The 18,459-nt window shown below is 58.0% G+C and carries 12 protein-coding genes and 4 pseudogenes; 10 read left to right on the top strand and 6 right to left on the bottom strand.

The features are described from left to right. Positions 1 to 858 (bottom strand): CoA-binding protein (locus EOS_RS14620; RefSeq protein ID WP_047847364.1); only part of this gene is annotated, 858 nt, incomplete at its 3' end. Positions 859 to 1,142: 284 nt separating this feature from the next. Between EOS_RS14620 and EOS_RS45630 the strand changes: the two are divergent. Next, positions 1,143 to 1,615 (top strand): annotated as a pseudogene (locus EOS_RS45630) (LysR family transcriptional regulator); the annotation flags it as partial. Here EOS_RS45630 and EOS_RS48090 read toward each other — a convergent pair. Then, positions 1,496 to 2,352, bottom strand: a pseudogene (locus EOS_RS48090) (fimbria/pilus outer membrane usher protein). The pseudogenes EOS_RS45630 and EOS_RS48090 overlap by 120 nt on opposite strands. A gap of 20 nt (positions 2,353 to 2,372) precedes the next feature. Beyond that, entirely contained in the window at positions 2,373 to 3,758 is a 1,386-nt protein-coding gene (locus EOS_RS14605; RefSeq protein ID WP_047847362.1) for a GntP family permease, read from the bottom strand. Positions 3,759 to 5,016: 1,258 nt separating this feature from the next. Here EOS_RS14605 and parA point away from each other — a divergent pair. The 3 genes and pseudogenes from parA to EOS_RS14595 all read left to right on the top strand — a co-directional run. Then, on the top strand, positions 5,017 to 5,679 hold the full coding sequence (gene parA / locus EOS_RS14600; protein ID WP_031364423.1) for a ParA family partition ATPase: 663 nt from the start codon (positions 5,017 to 5,019) through the stop codon (positions 5,677 to 5,679). A gap of 24 nt (positions 5,680 to 5,703) precedes the next feature. Next, positions 5,704 to 5,821, top strand: a pseudogene (locus tag EOS_RS49210) (ParB/RepB/Spo0J family partition protein); the annotation flags it as partial. Between the two features lie 65 nt (positions 5,822 to 5,886). Further along, positions 5,887 to 6,768, top strand: a pseudogene (locus EOS_RS14595) (ParB/RepB/Spo0J family partition protein); the annotation flags it as partial. Positions 6,769 to 6,835: 67 nt separating this feature from the next. Here EOS_RS14595 and EOS_RS14590 read toward each other — a convergent pair. After that, the gene (locus tag EOS_RS14590; protein WP_047847360.1) at positions 6,836 to 8,185 is read right to left on the bottom strand and encodes a replication initiation protein; all 1,350 of its coding nucleotides are present in this window, start codon (positions 8,183 to 8,185) and stop codon (positions 6,836 to 6,838) included. A 1,750-nt stretch (positions 8,186 to 9,935) separates the two neighbouring features. On the opposite strand from EOS_RS14590, the gene EOS_RS14585 reads away from it, so the two are divergent. After that, on the top strand, positions 9,936 to 11,150 hold the full coding sequence (locus EOS_RS14585; protein ID WP_047847359.1) for a DNA-binding protein: 1,215 nt from the start codon (positions 9,936 to 9,938) through the stop codon (positions 11,148 to 11,150). Between the two features lie 20 nt (positions 11,151 to 11,170). Here EOS_RS14585 and EOS_RS14580 read toward each other — a convergent pair whose 3' ends face one another. Next, positions 11,171 to 12,190 carry a tyrosine-type recombinase/integrase gene (locus EOS_RS14580; RefSeq protein WP_047847358.1) on the bottom strand — a complete coding sequence of 340 codons (1,020 nt, stop codon included), beginning with the start codon at positions 12,188 to 12,190 and terminating at the stop codon, positions 11,171 to 11,173. Between the two features lie 177 nt (positions 12,191 to 12,367). Further along, positions 12,368 to 12,727, bottom strand: coding sequence for a DUF2471 family protein (locus tag EOS_RS14575; protein WP_047847357.1), 360 nt, complete (start codon positions 12,725 to 12,727; stop codon positions 12,368 to 12,370). Positions 12,728 to 12,985: 258 nt separating this feature from the next. Here EOS_RS14575 and EOS_RS14570 point away from each other — a divergent pair, with 258 nt between their 5' ends. The 5 genes from EOS_RS14570 to EOS_RS14550 all read left to right on the top strand — a co-directional run bounded on the left by EOS_RS14570 (position 12,986) and on the right by EOS_RS14550 (position 18,359). Next, a complete protein-coding gene (locus EOS_RS14570) occupies positions 12,986 to 13,171 on the top strand; it encodes a CsbD family protein (protein ID WP_047847356.1) in 186 nt (61 codons plus the stop codon). A 470-nt stretch (positions 13,172 to 13,641) separates the two neighbouring features. Next, positions 13,642 to 14,163, top strand: coding sequence for a hypothetical protein (locus EOS_RS14565; RefSeq protein ID WP_047847355.1), 522 nt, complete (start codon positions 13,642 to 13,644; stop codon positions 14,161 to 14,163). A gap of 772 nt (positions 14,164 to 14,935) precedes the next feature. After that, positions 14,936 to 17,056 (top strand): phosphocholine-specific phospholipase C, encoded by a 2,121-nt coding sequence (locus EOS_RS14560; protein ID WP_047847354.1) that lies wholly within the window; start codon positions 14,936 to 14,938, stop codon positions 17,054 to 17,056. Between the two features lie 179 nt (positions 17,057 to 17,235). After that, on the top strand, positions 17,236 to 17,814 hold the full coding sequence (locus tag EOS_RS14555; RefSeq protein WP_326972927.1) for a helix-turn-helix domain-containing protein: 579 nt from the start codon (positions 17,236 to 17,238) through the stop codon (positions 17,812 to 17,814). A gap of 5 nt (positions 17,815 to 17,819) precedes the next feature. Beyond that, complete coding sequence (locus EOS_RS14550; RefSeq protein WP_047847352.1) at positions 17,820 to 18,359, top strand: GNAT family N-acetyltransferase; 540 nt, start codon at positions 17,820 to 17,822, stop codon at positions 18,357 to 18,359. The last annotated feature ends 100 nt before the right edge of the window (positions 18,360 to 18,459 follow it).

Raw genomic sequence — 18,459 nt, 5'->3', positions numbered from 1 at the left:
CGCCCGGTCGCTTGCGGCCACACGGCCCACCCCGAGCGTCTCGATTTCGTCAAGCAGGTCGTCGAGGGAATCGACGCGCACCAGGCCTGCGCGCCGGAACGCGGCGCTGTAAAGCGCATCGAAAGGATCGTCGTGACCGGTGCGCAAAACCAGAACGGGTTTATTGCGCGCCGCCGCCCGGGCCGCCGACATGAACTTGCGCGCCATTCGCACCGATTCGATCGCCATTAGGATCGCGCGCGTCCGCGAGTCGCTCGCGAGGAAGTCGAGGATGTCGCCCACATCGACGTCAGCCTCGTCGCCCAGCGCGACCACCCGCGAAAAACCAAGCCCGCGAGCGTTCGCCCAGCCCATGACGCCGTTGGTCAACGCATTCGACGCCGATACCCACGCCACGCCGCCCGGCACGACAGCGCATGATGGCGCGCCCAGCACCGCGCCTATGGCCGGCGTCATCACGCCCACGCTCGCCGGACCTACAACACGCAGCAAGAACGGCCGCGCTGCCGCAAGCGTGCGGCGTGTCCACTCTCGCCCCTCCTGCTCCCCCGCCTGCCCGATGATCACCACCGCCCGCGTGCCGCGCTCGCCCAGTTGCTTGACGATCCCCGGCCACGTGTATGGGGGCGTGCACAACACCGCGACGGTCGGTGCATCGGGCAAGTCGTCGATGCCTGCATAAACCACTGCCTCATTCAACTGGCGATGCTTCGGATTCACGGGCCAGACCGCGCCCGCGAAGTTCGCGCGGCTCAACTGCGACCACACCATTTCCCCGATACTCCCCGCACGCAACGACGCCCCGATCACAGCGATCGACTTCGGGTTGAAGAATGCGTCGAGATTGCGTACGGTCATGCGGCCTCCGTTAATTGGATCTATCCAGCATAGGCGATTCACGAGCCGGCAACTACTAGCCGAATGGCCTATGTCCCGCCTTTTGCAACAGTCGTTCTCACGTTTCCTTATGCCCGCTATGAGAATTCGTTTTGTTTCAAAACCAACCAAACGGGCTATTGTTTCGCACCGGGAACCAAGGTAATTTGATCGAACGCGAGACAGGGACAACTCTGGCTCGCCACCATGGAGGCACGTTCGCTCGGCCACAGATAACCGAGGAGACCTGGCGGTATGGAATCACTATGCGACATCTTCCATCGTTGATTGCGTTGCGTTTCTTCGAAGAGACAGTGCACCATTTGAGTTTCAATCGCGCGGCACGGGCGTTGTGCGTCACACAAGGAGCTGTAAGCCGGTAGATCAGGCTACTGGAAGAGTCACTGGGCGTGAAGCTTTTCGAACGCGATCACAAGGGGATCCGGCTGACGCCGGCGGGTGTATTGCTGATGCCGTCAGTGACGGAAGCCTTCGACGTGTTCGAGCGTGGAACGCGTCTTTGACCGGTACGGTCGAGCGCGAGCGTCTGATCGTGTCCCTGCCGCCCACCTTTGCGACGCAATGGTTTTCATCGCGGCTCGGTGCGTTGGCCGAGCAGCTACCGGACGTCGATCTGTCTATTCGTACGCAGGAAAGCGACGAGTGCCACTGCAGCGTGCGCTTCGGGCGTGAGGGTGCGGCGCATGCGTACTCGGAGCTGTTGTTGATGGAGCGGCATACTCCACACTCGCTCCAAATGGCAACGTTCCACCACCCAGTTTCGGCGCCTGAATCCGTGCCGGCCGCCGCTCACCGTCTCGTACTTCATCATCACTATAGAGCCTGCACGGGGTGCTACCTGCGCCGAAGTCGATTTAAATTCGACATCGGTGGAGGTGCCCTTCGGATCGATATCGATCACGTTCATGCTGTACGGCGAGAGATACGGAATCACCGCGTAGCCGCGTGAGTCGACCTTCGTTCCCGGCGCACTCGTCACCATCGCTCCGGCTGCAGCGGGCGCTTCGACAATGCCGATTGTGTCACCAACCGTCTGCGAGAACGTCACGCCGCCAGGATGCGCCACGACCGAGCCCTGCACGCCCGCCGATACGTGGCGCTCACACCCGCGTTGCCGTTGCTCGCCAAACTGCCGCCGGCGTTATACGTGCCATAGCCGTTATACGAGAACTGATTCGCTTCGCCGAGCGAACCGCTCACGTTCGCCTGCATGTTCGTCGCGCCGTCGGAATTGTGCGAGGCGTTGGTGGTCAGCATCGGCGCGTGGGCTTTGTGCCCAAGGGGAATGGTCGTGCTCAGCAAGAACTCGTTCGACATCGATCCGTCCGTCGAACGCGTGCGGCCAGCCGTCAGGCTGTGAGTGCCGTACTTGAACGAGTTGGTATAACCCGCTTGGAACAGGGTGTCGGTGCCCCCGTGATTCCAGTAGTTCTGCGACGACCCCGTCACGAACATCGTGCCAATCTGCCCACGATTTACGTCAGCACGCCCCACATGACTAGCGTCAACGCAAGGCCGACCACCGAGACGATGGTTTGCAGCACCGACCAGACATACACCGTCTGCTTCAGTTGCAAGCCGAAATACTCGCGGACCATCCAGAAACCCGCGTCGTTGACGTGGCAGAAGAACACCGAACCCGCACCAATAGCAAGCGCCAGCAGCGAGTTGTGGGTCGCGCTCAGACCGGCCACGACGGGCGCGATGATGCCAGCGGTGGTCGTGGTCGCGACGGTCGCCGAGCCGGTCGCCTGCCGCAACGCCACCGCGATCAACCACGCAAGCAGGATCAGCGGCATGTGCGAGCCGATCGCGATCTTGCCGATCGTCGTGCTGATGCCCGCGGCGACCAGCGTTTGCTTAAGGCCGCCGCCCGCGCCGATGGTCAGCAGCAACGCGCAGATCGGCGGCAGGCTTTTACGCAAAATGCCGCCCACCCGGTCGCGCGGCATGCCACGCGTCCAGCCCAGCGCAACGATCGCAAAAAGAACGGTGAGTCCGAGAGCGATGAGCGGCTCACCGAGGAAATTAAGGGTATCGAAGAGGAGTGTTTCGGGCTGAATAGCCAGTTTCGCCACCGTTCGGCCGAGCATCAGGACGACGGGCAAGAGAATGGTCAGTAGCGAGATGCCGAAGCTCGGCGCGTCCAGCCCACCGTTCGCATCGACGTTCGACGAGAACAGCTTGCCCATCTCCTCCGGCTCCTCCACGTGCATGCGGCGCGACAGCCACATGCCGTAGACCGGGCCAGCGAGAATCACGGCGGGGATGGCCACGATGAAGCCAAGCCCCATCGTGATCCCGAGGTCCGCGTGCAGCGCACTGACCGCGATTAGCGGACCGGGGTGCGGCGGCAACAGCGCGTGGAGCGTGGTCATGCCGGCGAGCGCGGGTATCGCGATGCGCAGGATCGGCTGCTTCGAGCGGCGCGCCATCACGAAGATGATTGGCACCATCATGACCAGACCGACTTCGAAGAACAGCGGCAAACCGATGATGATCGCCACCAGCGCCATCAGCCACGGCAGCGTGCGCGGCGTGGAGTGATCGAGGATGGTGGAGACCAGCCGGTCCGCTGCGCCCGATTCGGCCATCAGCGCGCCAAGCATGGCACCGAGCGCAATGATGATGCCGACATCTCCCAGGATGCCGCCTGCCCCTTTGCTGAATGCGCTCGCGACCGCTTCCAGCGGCAAGCTCGCCGAGAAACCCGCGACGAAGGTGCCGACTAGTATCGAGAGAAATGGCGCCAATTTCAGCGCGCTGATGAGAACGATGATCGACGCCAGACCGAGCGCACATGCAATGAGAAGACGCGTGTCGTGGGAGGACCACGCGGCGAGAGTCGAGGTCAGATGCACTGAAATGCCCTTGGCTAAGTGGAGGGAGTGACCGGGTTATCGGCGACGGCGTTTATCGCTAGGGCTGTGGTTTTGCGGCCTGTGGCGCCTCGCAGTGGCCGCGATTTTACGAGTGCTGGCTTACAAGATACTTGGGATGCTTGCAGGTCACAGGGGGTTGAGGTAGTCAGGTTAGTTAGTTTATTGCGGATGAGTTACGTGCTTGAGTACGCGTTAGGAGGTTGGAGCACTTTGTCGGGATGGCTGGTTCTTCGTTTTTGTTTTTAGGTTGGGTTCTTAGGGCGCGTAGTGGAATAGAGCTGGGTGGAGGACGACCCAAAAGATCACCAGCAATGGCTCCTCGATAAATTCGAGGATTTTTTATATTTTTTATTCTTATATCTGGTATTTAATCTCGCCGCCACAGCGAAGCGATATCCGGTGAAATCTCCGCTGCAGAGATGCTTATAGGGGATAGCTCGGTGGTATGGCAGATTCCGCGGTTGCCTGAGGCGAAGCACAGAACCGTTTGCCAACGATGCCCGCATCGGTCGATGTCAGCCTGCGCTTTGCGACATGCGCGTTGCGCAGTGCCAACTGACCTCGGCCTCGTAGGTGGGCATTGGCATAACCGAAGGTCGGGCCATCGCGCGTTTGCTCGGCTACATGCCCTCGACGTCGCCGTGCGTGAAACCGGACTTTATGCGCATAAAGCTCCTTTAACGCTCGCGGGTCGACTCGACACCGTATGGTTTGGTTTTTTGTGGCGCGTGGCGTCACCGCGAGTCGTGACGCTACGCATCGTGACGCGAATGGAACCGTTCGCAGCTTGAAGAGGAAGATCCCTGCACCGAAGCAGAGCCAACTAAAACCGGAGGATGCTGACGCGAAGCCGAAAGACGTAGCGCTCACGCGGAGAGCCGACGTCCTAAAGCCGGGTCCCTCCAACTCAATCCGAAGTCAGAACCAAAAATTGGCGCCCGGCACTCGCCAGATGCCAATTCGCATTGGGCTAAGGTGCATGCAAAAAAACATGCCGGATCCCGGGGTGAAGAGCACCGCCACACTGTATCCGCGCCGCGTCAACCGCTTCGCGCATCCATCCGTAAATTCAATTCTCGACAGCAGCATCGGTTTGAAACCGAACCCCCGTGAGCGCGCCGAACTTTATGCGCATAAACCCCACGAAAAACCATCCGAAAGACCTACTCGCTGAGTTATCTCTAGAAAAATTGAGTTTTCAATGTAAAATTCGAAAAGCTAAATTTGGGAGCAAAACGTGGCAGCTGAAATCATTGCAATCACGCAGCAGAAGGGTGGAGTAGGGAAAAGCACGATAGCAATGCATCTAGGCGCCGCGTTTCACGAGAAAGGGAAGCGAGTGCTGGTCGTCGACGCCGACGGGCAAAACACCCTGGTCCATTGGGCCAGCGCTGCGTCCGACGAAGCCAGCGGTATCCCGTTTCCGATCGTGAACCTGTCCGAAGCAGGAGCCCAGATTCATCGAGAGATCAAGAAATTCGTCAACGACTACGACATCATCGTCGTTGATTGCCCGCCCTCCATTACCGAAAAGGTTTCGGGCGTCGTCCTCCTCGCTGCGACGGTCGCCATTGTCCCGACGTCATCGTCGCCCGCCGACTACTGGTCCAGCGTAGGCCTCGTCAAACTCATTCAGCAAGCACAGGTCATGAACGAAGACCTGCGCGCAGTGTTTCTCCTCAACAAAACCGAGGAAAAACGCATGCTGACGCGCGAATTGAAGCGCGCGCTGGAAGAGCTAGGCTTTCCTTTGCTTAAAACGCAGATTCCGACCCGCGAGTGCTACAAGCAGGCGATGGCTCTAGGGCAAACGGTGCTTCAGATGAGCGACCGGGGCGCGCGACTGGCAGCCATCGAAATACGTGCGTGCGCAGACGAAGTTCTCGCCATGCTTCCCTGACTTTATGCGCATAAAGGACCCTGAATGAAACCAACCCAGTTCGCAAAAGGCTTCAAAGCCCGGCCCGATACCACTAGCAGCGAGAAGCGTACAGCCCTCGATCGCATTAACGCTATCGACGAGATCGTCAATCAGGAGGCCGGGAATGATAAGCAAGTCACTGGCCGTTCAAGCGCTTACACCGAAGACGAGTTTCACGACGATCCAGCGGCGCAGGAGTCGGAACAATTCAAGGCATGGCGTCGAAATAACAGATACGTACACGGCCAGGTGATCGAGCTGCCGTTAAAGGCCATCAAACCGAGCCCGTTCAACCCCAGGCATTTTTATCTGAAGGCGTCTATAGCAGAGCTGGCCGTAAATCTGGCGAAACAAGGCCAGCAGCAAGCCATTCACGTGATCCCCGATCACGAAAACCCCGGTACATTCTTCGTCAGCGACGGTGGCCGACGGGTACGGGCATTGAAGGAAGCCAACAAGGAAACGGTGAAAGCGATCGTCATCGACCTTCCTATCGGCATCGAGAGTTACAAGCTGGGTTATGACCTGAACGTACAAAGAGATTCACAAACCGTCTTCGATAATGCCGTCGTCTGGAAACGCTTCCTCGACGAAAGCTACTTCCAAAGCCAGCGAGAACTCGCCGACCACCTCGGTCTTGATGAGTCGACGATCGCCGTTGCCTTGGCCATCGCGAAGTTACCCGAGAACGTAATGCATGAGATGGTCGCCAGGCCGGACCGATTCGGTTCGAACATGGCTTACCAGGTCTCCCGTTTTCATACAGCGCGCGGCGCGGATGCCACGCTGCGGCTGATCAACAAGATTGCATCGGACGATCTGAGCACCCGACAAGTCGCGGACATTGTGAAAGGCCGCGCGAGCACGCAGGAAACGCCCAAACCTGCGGGCCGTCAGCGCTATGCGCAACGGCTGGAAATCAAGCTGGAAGGGGTGGCGGTGGGCGATCTCAAGACGTACGGCGATGACAGGCTGGAGTTGCGCTTACGTGGTTTGTCAAAAGACAAGCGCGACGAAATCCTTCAACAGCTCGAGAAGATGCTGCAGGCGAATCCGGTAAAACGATAAGGTAAGCGGGGTATTAAAAACGGACCGAGGGGCAGACGCTACAAAGCGCAGTCCCTCTGCTGCATTCTCATGCGACGCGGCTTTGATTCAACGTGAACGCTAGCAGGTCACCGTCAGTCGGCTCGCCCCATGTCTTGCGCGCAAGCCAGTCGAAAAACGAGGTTTCTCCCATTTTGGAATCAAGGCCGCGCTTGCGCCAGTCATCGCGCATGTGTGCGCCGAGCTCCGGCAACACATCTTCCTCAAATGTCTGACGCGCCAGGTCCCGTTCAGACTCAGCTTGTTCCTCGTATAGCGCACGCGCTTCCTTCCTGCGATACACGGAATATTCGCTCAATAAACGCGCCTTCAGATCGTCGGCCGGCGCCCCATTGGTTTTCGCCGGTGCCGCGGCTGCCGGCAACGCTTCGAGCGGAGGTGCATAACCCTTCTTCAAAGCATCTTTGAAAAGCGCCGCGGCACTTCGCACCGGGGGCAGCGACGTACTTCGCATTCTTTGCTCGGTCATCTGCAACGCCGCTCGAATCCGGTTTTCCTCGCTGTCTGCGTAAAGCGTTTGCGCGTCTTTCAACGGGATCCCGATCTTGACCATGCGGTCGACCAGCGTACTGTCGAAGACGTTCGGATGTTCGTCGAGTGCGAGCATCGGCTGCTTGCGCTCAGTCACGCGAAACTGAATTTCAGCCACCCGCCGACCTTCCCGGTGCTCGATCAACTCGACGAAGATGTTGGTGACGGCGTTGACCTCCGCAATCGCGGGCCGAAGATAATCGCGCTTGAAATATTTGTATTCGCGCTTGGCTTCATCGCCAGCCTCGGTATCAGGCGTTCCGGAGAGGATAGGCCGCCACCATTCCCAGGTCTCGCGCATGGTGAGATGACTCGGATTCGTCAGATAACGAACGCAGATTTCGTACAGCGCGAGGCCCGCACTGCTGCGGAGTTGGCTTTGGAACTGCAGACTCAGGCGAGCGTATTGCACCGGGTCGAGCAGCTTTTTCTTGATCTTGGGCGCGAAGGAGAACTCGACCCACACACGGCGCGTGGCAGGATCTTCGAGAATTTCCGCGTCGGCAATCAACGTTGATATGCCCCACTTGCGCCCGGGCTTTTGACTCGACGTGCCCGTGCTCCACTCAACCTGCACCGACACCATGCGCCGCAAATGCTCTTTCACCAGCGCGGTATCGTTGGAATCGAACGCCGAATTCGCGACAATGTCCGATAACAACGCGCGATACGTATCCCCGGATTCGTCCGCCTGTTGAGCAACGGCTAGCAGTACGTTGAATAACTTGCGAGTCAAAAGAGTGATTTTGCCGCTTTTTGGCTGGATGGCGATGGCTTCGACGGCTTTTCGCAGCTCAGCCGAACTCGGACTCACCACATCGGTCTTCTTCGCGCGTTTGGTTGCCATGCTGGAGTCAGGAGAATTTTGGGAAAGCATACTCATGACGGTGAAGCTCGTCTACAGGTGCGCACTCACCCTGTAGCGGTGAAGGGGAAGTGACACACAAGACTCACTGAGGTGCGCTCCTGAAAACTCTCACCTTCACCGTCGCACGTCATCTCATTTATGCCCCGTGCCATGCGGGTAAACGGATTGGGCGCGTGCGGAATCGAATCGCGGTGCTTCGAAGCTGGTCCCGTATCTCCTCACCTGAAATTTTTTTACGCGTCCCTGTGGTTTTTACGATATTTCCCCAGAAGGCGAAAATTCATAAAAGCGCAGAGAAATTGCGGTAATCGTCGCGATATCAAAGCTTTAGCCTCCGATAGCACGTCAGTTGCCGTCCAATCGATCCCGCAAAAGCTCACCTTAGACCCAGTGGAGAGCCCTATTCAGCCGAGTTGGTGTTTAAGAACAGGCGCCCGAAGCTCACTCCCGAGCTCCCGCATAACCTCACCTTTGGGAGTTTCCACGGTTAGCTATATCGACACATGCTATCTACCGGCCCCCGCAAACACTCACCTTTGCGGTCACGAATGGAAAATTTGATGGGTTTCAGCACCGCAAAACCCCGCTTAGCACCCAAAATCGGCCAAACATGATCCCGTAGAAGCTCACCTCTCCCGCTTTTTTGTACGCCAAAGAGAAACCGCATCTCTGTGCTGCTCCTCCCGAAAATACTCACCTTTGCTGCAATACGGACGTGCAGTGACATCAGAAAATCTATTTAAATCAAATGCTTAAACTAAACTGCTTGAAAATGTGTATGCGTGGCTGCTCCCTCGGGTCGCAACATTGAGACCGCAGCATCCCGAAAAGCCTCACCTTTGATCGTCACCAACGGAATCAGCGCGATCGCAGACGATCCAAGCCTGCTCCTGGAAACTCTCACCTCTAGCTCGATTCAACGCAAATACCCCTTAAAACTAGCGAGATAGTGGAAGTACGTCCGTCCAAATGGCTCAGCACCGATCTCCCGTATTTCCTCACCCTAACCGGAGTGCATGCCGCGCAGACTGTGGCTTCGGACCCGATCACGCCCGGATAGGCTCACCCTGCGATGTGTTTGACCCCTGCAAAGTCTCACCTATAGGTAAAAATTACCTGAATTGGGCTGGAAATTTCGTATTTTCTTTATCCTGCAAACGCTCACCGAAGAAACGGATGATTCCAAATGCGCTGTACCGCAGCATATGGGCGGCGGCCGGAGCGGCCCCCGTATTTACTCACCTTGCTAAAACAGCGGTTTCCCGAACTCGCTCACACTTGCTCCCGTGACTCCTCACGTTAGCCCCCGAACCTATACACCGCTCACCCCCGCGTTACCTCACCTTCTATCCTGCAAACACTCACCGATGCGCTCGGAGAGCCTTATCTGGTAAGACTTTGCCGTGGCGTTAACGTCTTTAACTAGGGTTCAAAGGTGTTTACTTCTAATACTCTCAAGCAGCAGAGAGGTCCGAGAAATAGAAGCGTGAAACAACAACCCCGTGAAACACGGGCGAAAACGGGGAGATCGAAAAAAGATGCTAGTAATCAAAGGCTTGACGGACTAACCTCGACATGTTTCACGGATACCATTGTGACGGTTGTGTGATCCGAAGCGCGCGACTAGCAAGAAAGCGCAAATCGTTGCTACTTGATGGATTGAATCCAAATATGTAGCGTTTGATACGTAAAGTATTATTATACGAACGAAATTGATTCGGAGCCTCCTATGAACGACGAAGAACGTCTCGCGCTGCGGACCGAACTTGCGACTATGCGAACTAGCGGGGCGCGTCGGCAGGATCTGTCGCAGCACGCGTGCAAGCGACTTTTCTTCGATTTCGGCATCCGCCCTTCAATGGCCACTGTCCGAGACCTGACGCAAACCGGCAGCGCAAGCGATATCCCAAAGGACATCGATGCATTCTGGGCTCGGATCAGATCCGCGTCGCGTGTTCGCATTGAAGGCGGAGCGCTTCCCGAAGGATTGCAGGAACGAGCGGGTGAACTGCTCGGCCAGCTTTTTCAGGAAGCGCAGCGATTTGCGATCCAATCGCTGGAAGCGGAGCGCCATGCAGCAAAGGATGACGTCGATGCTGCGCTGAGCCGGCTTCGCGATGCAGAAGTACGTTGTGCGACAGTTGACGAGGCGCTCTGTCGAAGCGAAGCGCGTGCTGAAGCTGCGTTAGCACGCAATTCCGCCCTGGAGATTGAATTGGGTTCGTTTCGTGGCCGCGAACTGGAGGCACAAAACGGTCTGCAAGCGTCGATTCATCGGCTCGAAAGCGAACACGCCGCGCTTACCCAACGGCTTGAAACTGAGCAAACCGCGAACGCCGCGTTGCGCGACCGTGTGGATGCGTTGAATACCGAACTGCGGCATAACACCGAGCATTACGCGCAACAGATCAAGGATGCGATTAGCGAAGCTGAGCGCCGAGTCAAGCCCATGCTCGTGGAACTTGATTCGCTGCGCGGAATGGCTGCCACTTATCAAGCCGGCGTACGTCAGGCAAGTCAGAAGGAATTCGATTTTATTCAACAACTTAGTATCGCAAAGGCGCGCGCGGATCGCCTGGAGCTGCGAATTCGCGAGCAATCGGACGAAATTGATGCGCTGGCCCTCGAACGCGACGCCCTGCTCGGACAAAGCGGAATGAGCGAAAACGTCGCCCGGCTAATTTGCGCGATGATCGAGGAAGGACGACTGTCGACACAGGAAATCCGCGCGTTGGGAACCGACATAGATGGTTTCGTGGCAGTGCCAGCCCACTGCCCCACGTGTGTAACCGGAGAACCCGAACTTGCCCAGCACGGAGATGAGTTCGAGTTGTCCTGTCCGGATTGCGATCGCTCGTCAGGCGCGGCTTCGTCCCGACTACTCGCCGTAGCCCGTTTTCACTCCGCCAACATGGTCGACGCAAGCGAGCAGACCGAGAGGTGAGTCTTTTCGGGAGGTGAACGTTATTCGAATCCGCGGCTTTCTTCTTGGCCGCTTTCCCGCGCCTGGGCTAAATCCCGCTCCCGTATTTCCTCACCTGTCCAGTTTTGCCATGCTCGATACAACCGATGTGCCGAGATCTGCTGCTGAAAACCCAGCCATTGCCCGACGCGTTCTGGTGCCGTGCCGCTTTCGAACAAGTCGGCGGCAAACGTGTTGCGCAAGGTTTGTGGACTGGCGCGCGCGGCTCGCGAATCGGCAATGCCGGCGGCCTCTATCACGGCATCGACGGCGCGCAACATGGTGGCTTTGTGCATCGGGCGTCCTGAGGGGGCGGACGGAAACAGCAGGTCGCCGAGCAATCTTGCTGTTTTTCGCTCGCTGATCCAATGGTCGAGCAACGCAATTGCAAATGGTGCGAGCCGGGTTTCTCGATTCAACGCGGAATTCGCGGCCTCGACAATTAACCACGGCTGATTCCAGGCATAGTTACTAACGGTCAATGCTGCTGCTTCACCCGTTTTTACCCCGCCGCCCAGGAATGCGCCAACCAGCGCACGGTCACGACGTTCCCGCCAACGCTGCCCCGCCGACAAATCACCTAGCGGCGAGAAAAGATAACTAACCAAGGCTGCCCGTTCACCGTGGGCGAGGAATCCTGTTGGTTCGTTCTCGCGTGCGTCGCGCCACGAAGCTTCGCCGTCCTGGGCAATGAAACGAGCCGGGTTCGTCGATGCCATTTCGATTTGGCGCACATGGTCGAGTACGCGCTCAATAAGGCGCAGATACCGCACACGCTGCGGTTTTCGAATATCCAGTTGGGTGACGAACTGCTCAATGGCCAGCCGATCAACCGTTCGGAGATCGGTGCGTTTGACGCTCAGCCATTCGAGGAAGAGTCCCCATTGCGCCCGGTAGACGTCCGCGGAAGATGCTTTGAACGCTTGTTGTGCCATCCAGGAGTCGAATGCGCTACGCGGATCCGCGTACCAGTTGGCACGCTCGTTATCGAAAATCTCTTGAGTTTCGGCGGGTGCGGGCATTGATCCGTAAATCCGTTAGTTGTAAAACTCCATGTAGCAGATTACGCGATGGCTGACGGCGGTGTCCACCGGAGGATTTTTATTGATGTATTCGAGTGCCTCAAAATTGTCGCGTGCGCGCGGCCGCCGGTTTCCCGCCGGCCGGGTTCGAAATTCGCGCGCCCGAGCAATCGTCTCTCAATGTGCGACGGCTACAGCCAGTTCCGGGTGTCCGGCACGCGCCGCGCAATCGTAGGCATCCACGGCAAATACAAACACCGGCGGCAATGCATTTGACGTCCCGAAATCGACGAGATCATCGGTTTCGGGAAAACTCATGTCGGCCGGACGCGCAAACAACTCGCGGAGTGCCGATTCGTGCCGCCCCGCAAAACCCAGGTCCGCGAGTGCTTCCGCCTCGATGGCCAGCAAGAGCCGCCAGGTCAACGGCACGCCCTGCACGATGTAGCGTGTTGCTATATCGCGCGTGATCCGCTCGAGGTCGCGCACTGTGCGCGCAAATTCGGGGGTGTCCATACGATCTTCGTCGAAGTCCATTTGTTATCTCCTCCATCCGTGCCATTGCGCCAGATGTGTACTGTACAAACATACAGTGTTTACCGCAATGTTCCTCTAGCGTCGCGCTGACGGCCGCGCGCGTATGTGCGATTCCGCCTACGCGGGAATCAGACGTGCGCGGCTGTTCCACGGCGCTGAAAATTGCCATTCTGATTACACGGTCAGGGCAATTTCCCTGACATGCGCCGCGAATTCCATTGGACCGGGAATCGCGTTTCGATACGAAAGGAGATCAAGATGAACAAGGATCAGAAAGATGGCGTGGTGAATCAGGCCAAGGGCAAGATCAACGAGGCTGTCGGCAAGGTGACTGGCAACAAGGCCCGGGAAGCAAAGGGCGATATGCAGCAAGCAGCCGGCAAGGTCCAGAAAGGCGTCGGCGACGCGCGCGAAGACGTAAAGGATGCTTTCAAGAAGCATTGATTGATTGCGTCCGACTGCCGCGATTAGCGGACCGCATGCCATGCGCTAGGCTACCGCCGTCGTTAAAACCAATTGGCCGTTCCAATGCGAATTGGGACGGCCTTTCTGTCTACTATCTCTCGTTGAACGCCTCGCATGTTCGGGACCAGACGTCTATCAACCGTTGTTTGTTTGGAACGTTCCTTCGGCTAGCGGGTTATCAGCCGGAAAACTTTATGCGCATCAAGTTTCGGGTTCCGCAGCCAGACACAGCTAAGCCCACAAGGCCGGTTGGCTGACGTTCCGGACGACCAACGTCGTCAACGCGTGTTCTCCAAGAAATTCCTACGCCCGATGTGTCCAAGGAGAAAATCTCATGCCCCGATTTCACACAAATGCAGATAGCGTTCATGTAAAGTTCCGCTCGAACTTCATATAAAAAGGCGTGGTCGGGAAGACTGCGACGGCGGAACGCACAGGTTTTAAGCCGAATGAAAACGTCAGCGATAATCTCAAAAAGAATCCACGTTCCACTCTTGCTGGCGGCACTTGCGGCATTTGGCGCGATATCCAATGTTTCGGCAGCCGGAGTATGCGGTGACGGTTTATGGGCGGACGCGATGATCGGTTCGTATCACGTCCATCCCAAAAAACACTTCGATCAGTTCAATCCGGGCATTGGCGTTGAATGCTGGGTTGCGCCACAGTGGGCGCTGACCGGCGGGTATTTTCGGAATTCACTTTCCGCGCCATCGTTTTATGGCGGCGGCGTCTGGGCGCCGGAATTCGCGCATTGGGGTTACGTCCGGCTGGCCGCAATGGGCGGCTTGATATCGGGATACGACTACGGCAAATGGGGCATCGGCCACGATCACAAGCTGGGTCCGGTTCTCGCGCCGGTCATCATGGCGGAGTACGGGCGTGTCGGCGCCAACATCATCCTGATTCCTCCGATTCCCTCCAGCGATCTGCCCTTTACGCTCGGGTTTCAGTTACGAATCCGGTTTTGGTGACAATGACGTCCTTACGCACCTTGAAACTGCCGCTGATAGTCACGGGCTCCCGGGCTTGCCGGCGCTCGTCCCCACCGCTTTACATGCTCGATCCGGAATCCGATACGTAGATACGTAGTCCAGATCAAAACTATCTACTTAGTAAAACTGGACAAGCATCCGGGACTGATGGCGCTTTAAGTCCGGCTCCCGTATCAGCTCACCTTGATATCGTGAACGTTTCTGAACGTCATGTCTGAAAAATAGCCTTCTACGAGCTTCGCTCAACCATCGTGAACCTTCATCGGTGAGTGTTTTCGGGAGCCTAACCAAAGCACAGCATCCCACCGAATCGAGCCGGCTCAAGACATCTGCCTCGCGCCTTTCCTCGCTCCATATCTTTTCGTTCCTTACCAACGGTCTGTCATAAACGGACTGTATTCTCAGCGCCATCGTTTCGGTGCATCGCTCTGCTTGCTGCGCGCCTGGCGTATCCGTTCACTCCGATCCTTCCTGAGAAAGCCATGCGAACGTCGAAACTTCGACTCTGCGCGCTCATAGTCGCGTCGATACTCCCCGGACTGTTGTTGTCTGCCTGCGGCAGTTCGGATAGTCCCAGTCAATCGGCGTGCGGTGGCGCGTCCGTGACCACCAAGATGAGCTGTCCGCCCAGCGCGACACCCGCTTCGTCATCCTGAACGTTTTCGATACCATCGACATAGTTCGTAAAAACGGCTGCCGTGCGCTCGCGAGCCGCCAATCATTCCCTGCAGAACACAAAAAAGGTAAGCGCATGGTCACGAAGAGCCGCCGCGATTTTCTGAAAATTTCTGCCAGCCTGGCGGGTGCCGGCGCGGCAGCGTCACTCTTTCCGGACTCGATCCGCAAGGCGCTGGCGATCGAACCGAATTCCGTTACCGGCACGATCAACGATGTGGAGCATATCGTCGTGTTCATGCAGGAAAACCGCTCGTTCGATCATTACCTTGGACATTTGAGTGGTGTGCGAGGTTACAACGACCGCTTCCCCGTGACGCTTCCGAACGGCCTGCCGGTATGGTTCCAGCCGCGCCAGGAGAATCAAGCGCAGACCATTGCTCCGTTCCGCTACGACACGACCAACCCGGCCGTCAACGCGCAATGTATTGGCGGCTTGCCGCACACATGGGCGACCACGCATGGTGCAATCGACAACGGCCGCGCCGACAAATGGGCGGTTCAGAAGACCGACATGACGATGGGTTATCACGTGCGCGCGGACATCCCGTTTCACTACGCGCTCGCCGATGCGTTTACGGTCTGCGACCACTATTTCTGCTCGATACCCGGCAACACGCATCCGAACCGGATGTACCTGATGACCGGCATGGTCGATCCGACCGGTGCGGGTGGCGGCCCGCTGCTCGACAACACGGACTATGTGGATAATCAGTTCGATACGCTCAAGCTGGCGCCCTTCAACTGGACGACCTATCCCGAGCGGCTGGAGGCGGCCGGCATTTCGTGGCAGGTGTACCAGCAGGGAACGAACTTCGATAACTACACCGGCAACTACGGCACCAACGTGCTGGCGAACTTCCAGAACTACGTGAATGCGCCGGCGGGTTCGTCGCTGAACACGAAGGCGATGACCGCGCGCACGATCACGCAACTCAAGGCGGACGTGGTGGCCAACGCCTTGCCGCAGGTCTCGTGGCTGCTGCCGCCAGCGGCCTACTCGGAGCACCCGAAATTTACGCCGCTTTACGGCGCGGAATACATCTCGACGATCCTCGATGCCCTGACCGCCAACCCGAGCGTGTGGAGCAAGACGGCTCTCTTCATCATGTATGACGAGAACGATGGTTTCTTCGATCATATGGTGCCGCCGCAAGCGCCTACCTTGCCGGGCTCGGGCTTGAGTACGGCGGACATCACGCTTGAACGCCATACGGTGGTGACCGCGGCGCAGGCCAGTACATACACTGCCGACAACCTGCCTTACGGCCTTGGCCCGCGCGTGCCGATGACGGTCGTTTCGCCGTGGAGCAAGGGTGGCTTTGTCTGCTCGCAGGTGTTCGATCACACGTCGGTGATTCAATTCATCGAACAGCGTTTTGGGGTGATCGAGACGAACCTCACGCCGTGGCGTCGTGCGATATGCGGCGACCTGACGTCGGCGTTCGATTTCTCGAAATCCGATACCACCGTGCCGGCGCTGCCAAGTACGACGGGATACATTGCACAGGCCGATATGCAATGTGCGTTGCCGACTAACCAGACCGCGCCAGCCGCTACCGCGCCGCAGGTTATCGCGGCGCAGGAGCCGGGTACGCGTCCGGCGCGTCCGCTGCCTTATGAGTTGCACGTGAACGGTGCGCTGCAGGTGCAAAGCCAGACGTACACGCTGATCTTCGCGAATACCGGCAAAGTGGGCGCGAATTTCTATGTGTACACCGCCGACGCAACGGCGATGCCGAAGCGCTATACCGTCGAGGCAGGCAAGCAGCTTTCCGATACCTGGCCCGTCGACAAGAACGGTCAATACTCGTTGAGCGTGTTCGGTCCGAACGGGTACTTCAGGCGCTTCACGGGTGCGCTCGCCGCCGACGCCGCCACGCCGGCCGAAATAGTGACGTGCTACGACGTGGCTAACGGCAACGTCTATCTGACGATCAGCAACCAGGGCACCGCGCCGGCGGACTTCACGGTCACCGATCTTGCCTACGGCCAGCCGCCGCGATCGTTCAGGGTGCCTGCGCTCAAGACCACGGAGGACCACTGGGACCTGTCGTGCAGCAGTAACTGGTACGACCTGCAGGTCACGATGTCGGGCAACACGGCGTTCCAGCGCCGTATCGCGGGCCACGTGGAGACCGGACGTGCGGGCACAAGCGATCCGGCTGCCGTAGCGCCGGTGACGAAGCCGGTCTGACGCATATCGACGATAGATCGCGCCGGCTTCCGCCGGCGCGCATCGAAGCGATTTGCAGCGGCGCTTCTCTGGAATCGACGCTGCCACTGATCAAACGATAAAACGCGCGACTCGCGAGCCGATATAAGCTGCCCAAGGCGAATTCCAAGGGTAGCTTGCACGCGATCATATCGTCTACTATGATAGACGATATGACATCAACACTAGACGATACTGGACCCCGCATAGCTCGCCGCATTCGGCTTGAGCGAAGTGCGCGCGGATGGTCGCTAGCGGATTTGGCTGAATCTTCCGGCGTCGCCAAAGCGACGATCAGCAAGATTGAACGTGAGGAAATGAGTCCCACCGCCGTCACGTTGGTGCGACTGGCCGCCGCCTTCGACCTGACCCTCGCGGGTCTTTTGGTGAGGGCAGAAGGCAACGGGGATCGATTGTCGCGTGCCGTCGATCAGCCGCTTTGGCGCGACCCCAAAACCGGCTATCTCCGCAAGCAGGTATTCAATAGTCCAGATCACCCGGTGGAGATCGTCCAGGTCGATCTGCCTGCCGGACGACACGTGGTGCTGCCGCCATCGTCTTATGCGTTTATCCGCCAGGTTGTGTGGGTGTTGGCAGGCGATCTCGTCATCCTGGAAGGCGGCGAACGACATGTTCTGGGCACCGGTGATTGCCTGGGATTCGGCCCGCCGTCGGAAGTGACCCTGGCTAATGAAACCACTACTGCCTGTACCTATCTTGTCGTTCTCGCCCGGACTTAGCCGCCATGTCAAAGATTGAAATCAGCGAACTAAGCGCTTCGTCGAAGCCCTGCAAGATGCTCAGCGGTCTCTTGATGGAGACCGTGGCTAACGGCGGCTCGGTCAGCTTCATGCACCCGCTGCAACCTGAAGTGGCAGAAGCGTTCTGGTCCGACGCACTGGCGGCAGCGACTCGCGGCGAGCGAATTGTTCTGGGTGCCTGGGACAGTGAGATGCTGGTCGGAACGGTCACCCTGTTGCTCGACTGTCCGCTCAATCAGCCGCATCGGGCCGAAATTGCCAAGCTGATGACTTGCCTGAGTCATCGGGGGCGAGGTGTGGCAACGTTGCTGATGCAGGTTGCCGAGGACCTGGCCGTGAAGCGCGGGCGCACGCTACTGGTCCTGGACACCGCCACCGATGGCGGGGCATCGACGCTCTACGAACGCCTCGGGTTCACTCTTGCCGGAGAGATTCCGGACTATGCGCTAAAGCCGCATGGAGGGCTGACCGGGACCAGAATCTATTGGAAGCGAATTGGCGAGCGCGTCTTAACCGGCCGTTGAGTCGATTTCTCCGAACGTCTTCGCTGCCTGCGTCTCGTGTCGTGAAAATCAGCGCATCGTAGCCGCGCTTAGCCACAGTGAAAACTCGTCAGCGATGCTT

The organism is Caballeronia mineralivorans PML1(12), from assembly GCF_001028175.1.
Taxonomy (GTDB): domain Bacteria; phylum Pseudomonadota; class Gammaproteobacteria; order Burkholderiales; family Burkholderiaceae; genus Caballeronia; species Caballeronia mineralivorans.
Note: the sequence above shows the minus strand (reverse complement) of the source record. Positions and strands in the feature narration are given on the sequence as shown.

Bases quoted from the DNA above. Each gene is read 5' to 3' on its own strand.
- EOS_RS14590 (WP_047847360.1), bottom strand. From the start codon at position 8,185: ATGGCAACCAAACGCGCGAAGAAGACCGATGTGGTGAGTCCGAGTTCG.
- EOS_RS14585 (WP_047847359.1), top strand. From the start codon at position 9,936: ATGAACGACGAAGAACGTCTCGCGCTGCGGACCGAACTTGCGACTATG.
- EOS_RS14580 (WP_047847358.1), bottom strand. From the start codon at position 12,190: ATGCCCGCACCCGCCGAAACTCAAGAGATTTTCGATAACGAGCGTGCC.
- EOS_RS14575 (WP_047847357.1), bottom strand. From the start codon at position 12,727: ATGGACTTCGACGAAGATCGTATGGACACCCCCGAATTTGCGCGCACA.
- EOS_RS14570 (WP_047847356.1), top strand. From the start codon at position 12,986: ATGAACAAGGATCAGAAAGATGGCGTGGTGAATCAGGCCAAGGGCAAG.
- EOS_RS14565 (WP_047847355.1), top strand. From the start codon at position 13,642: ATGAAAACGTCAGCGATAATCTCAAAAAGAATCCACGTTCCACTCTTG.
- EOS_RS14560 (WP_047847354.1), top strand. From the start codon at position 14,936: ATGGTCACGAAGAGCCGCCGCGATTTTCTGAAAATTTCTGCCAGCCTG.
- EOS_RS14555 (WP_326972927.1), top strand. From the start codon at position 17,236: ATGATAGACGATATGACATCAACACTAGACGATACTGGACCCCGCATA.
- EOS_RS14550 (WP_047847352.1), top strand. From the start codon at position 17,820: ATGTCAAAGATTGAAATCAGCGAACTAAGCGCTTCGTCGAAGCCCTGC.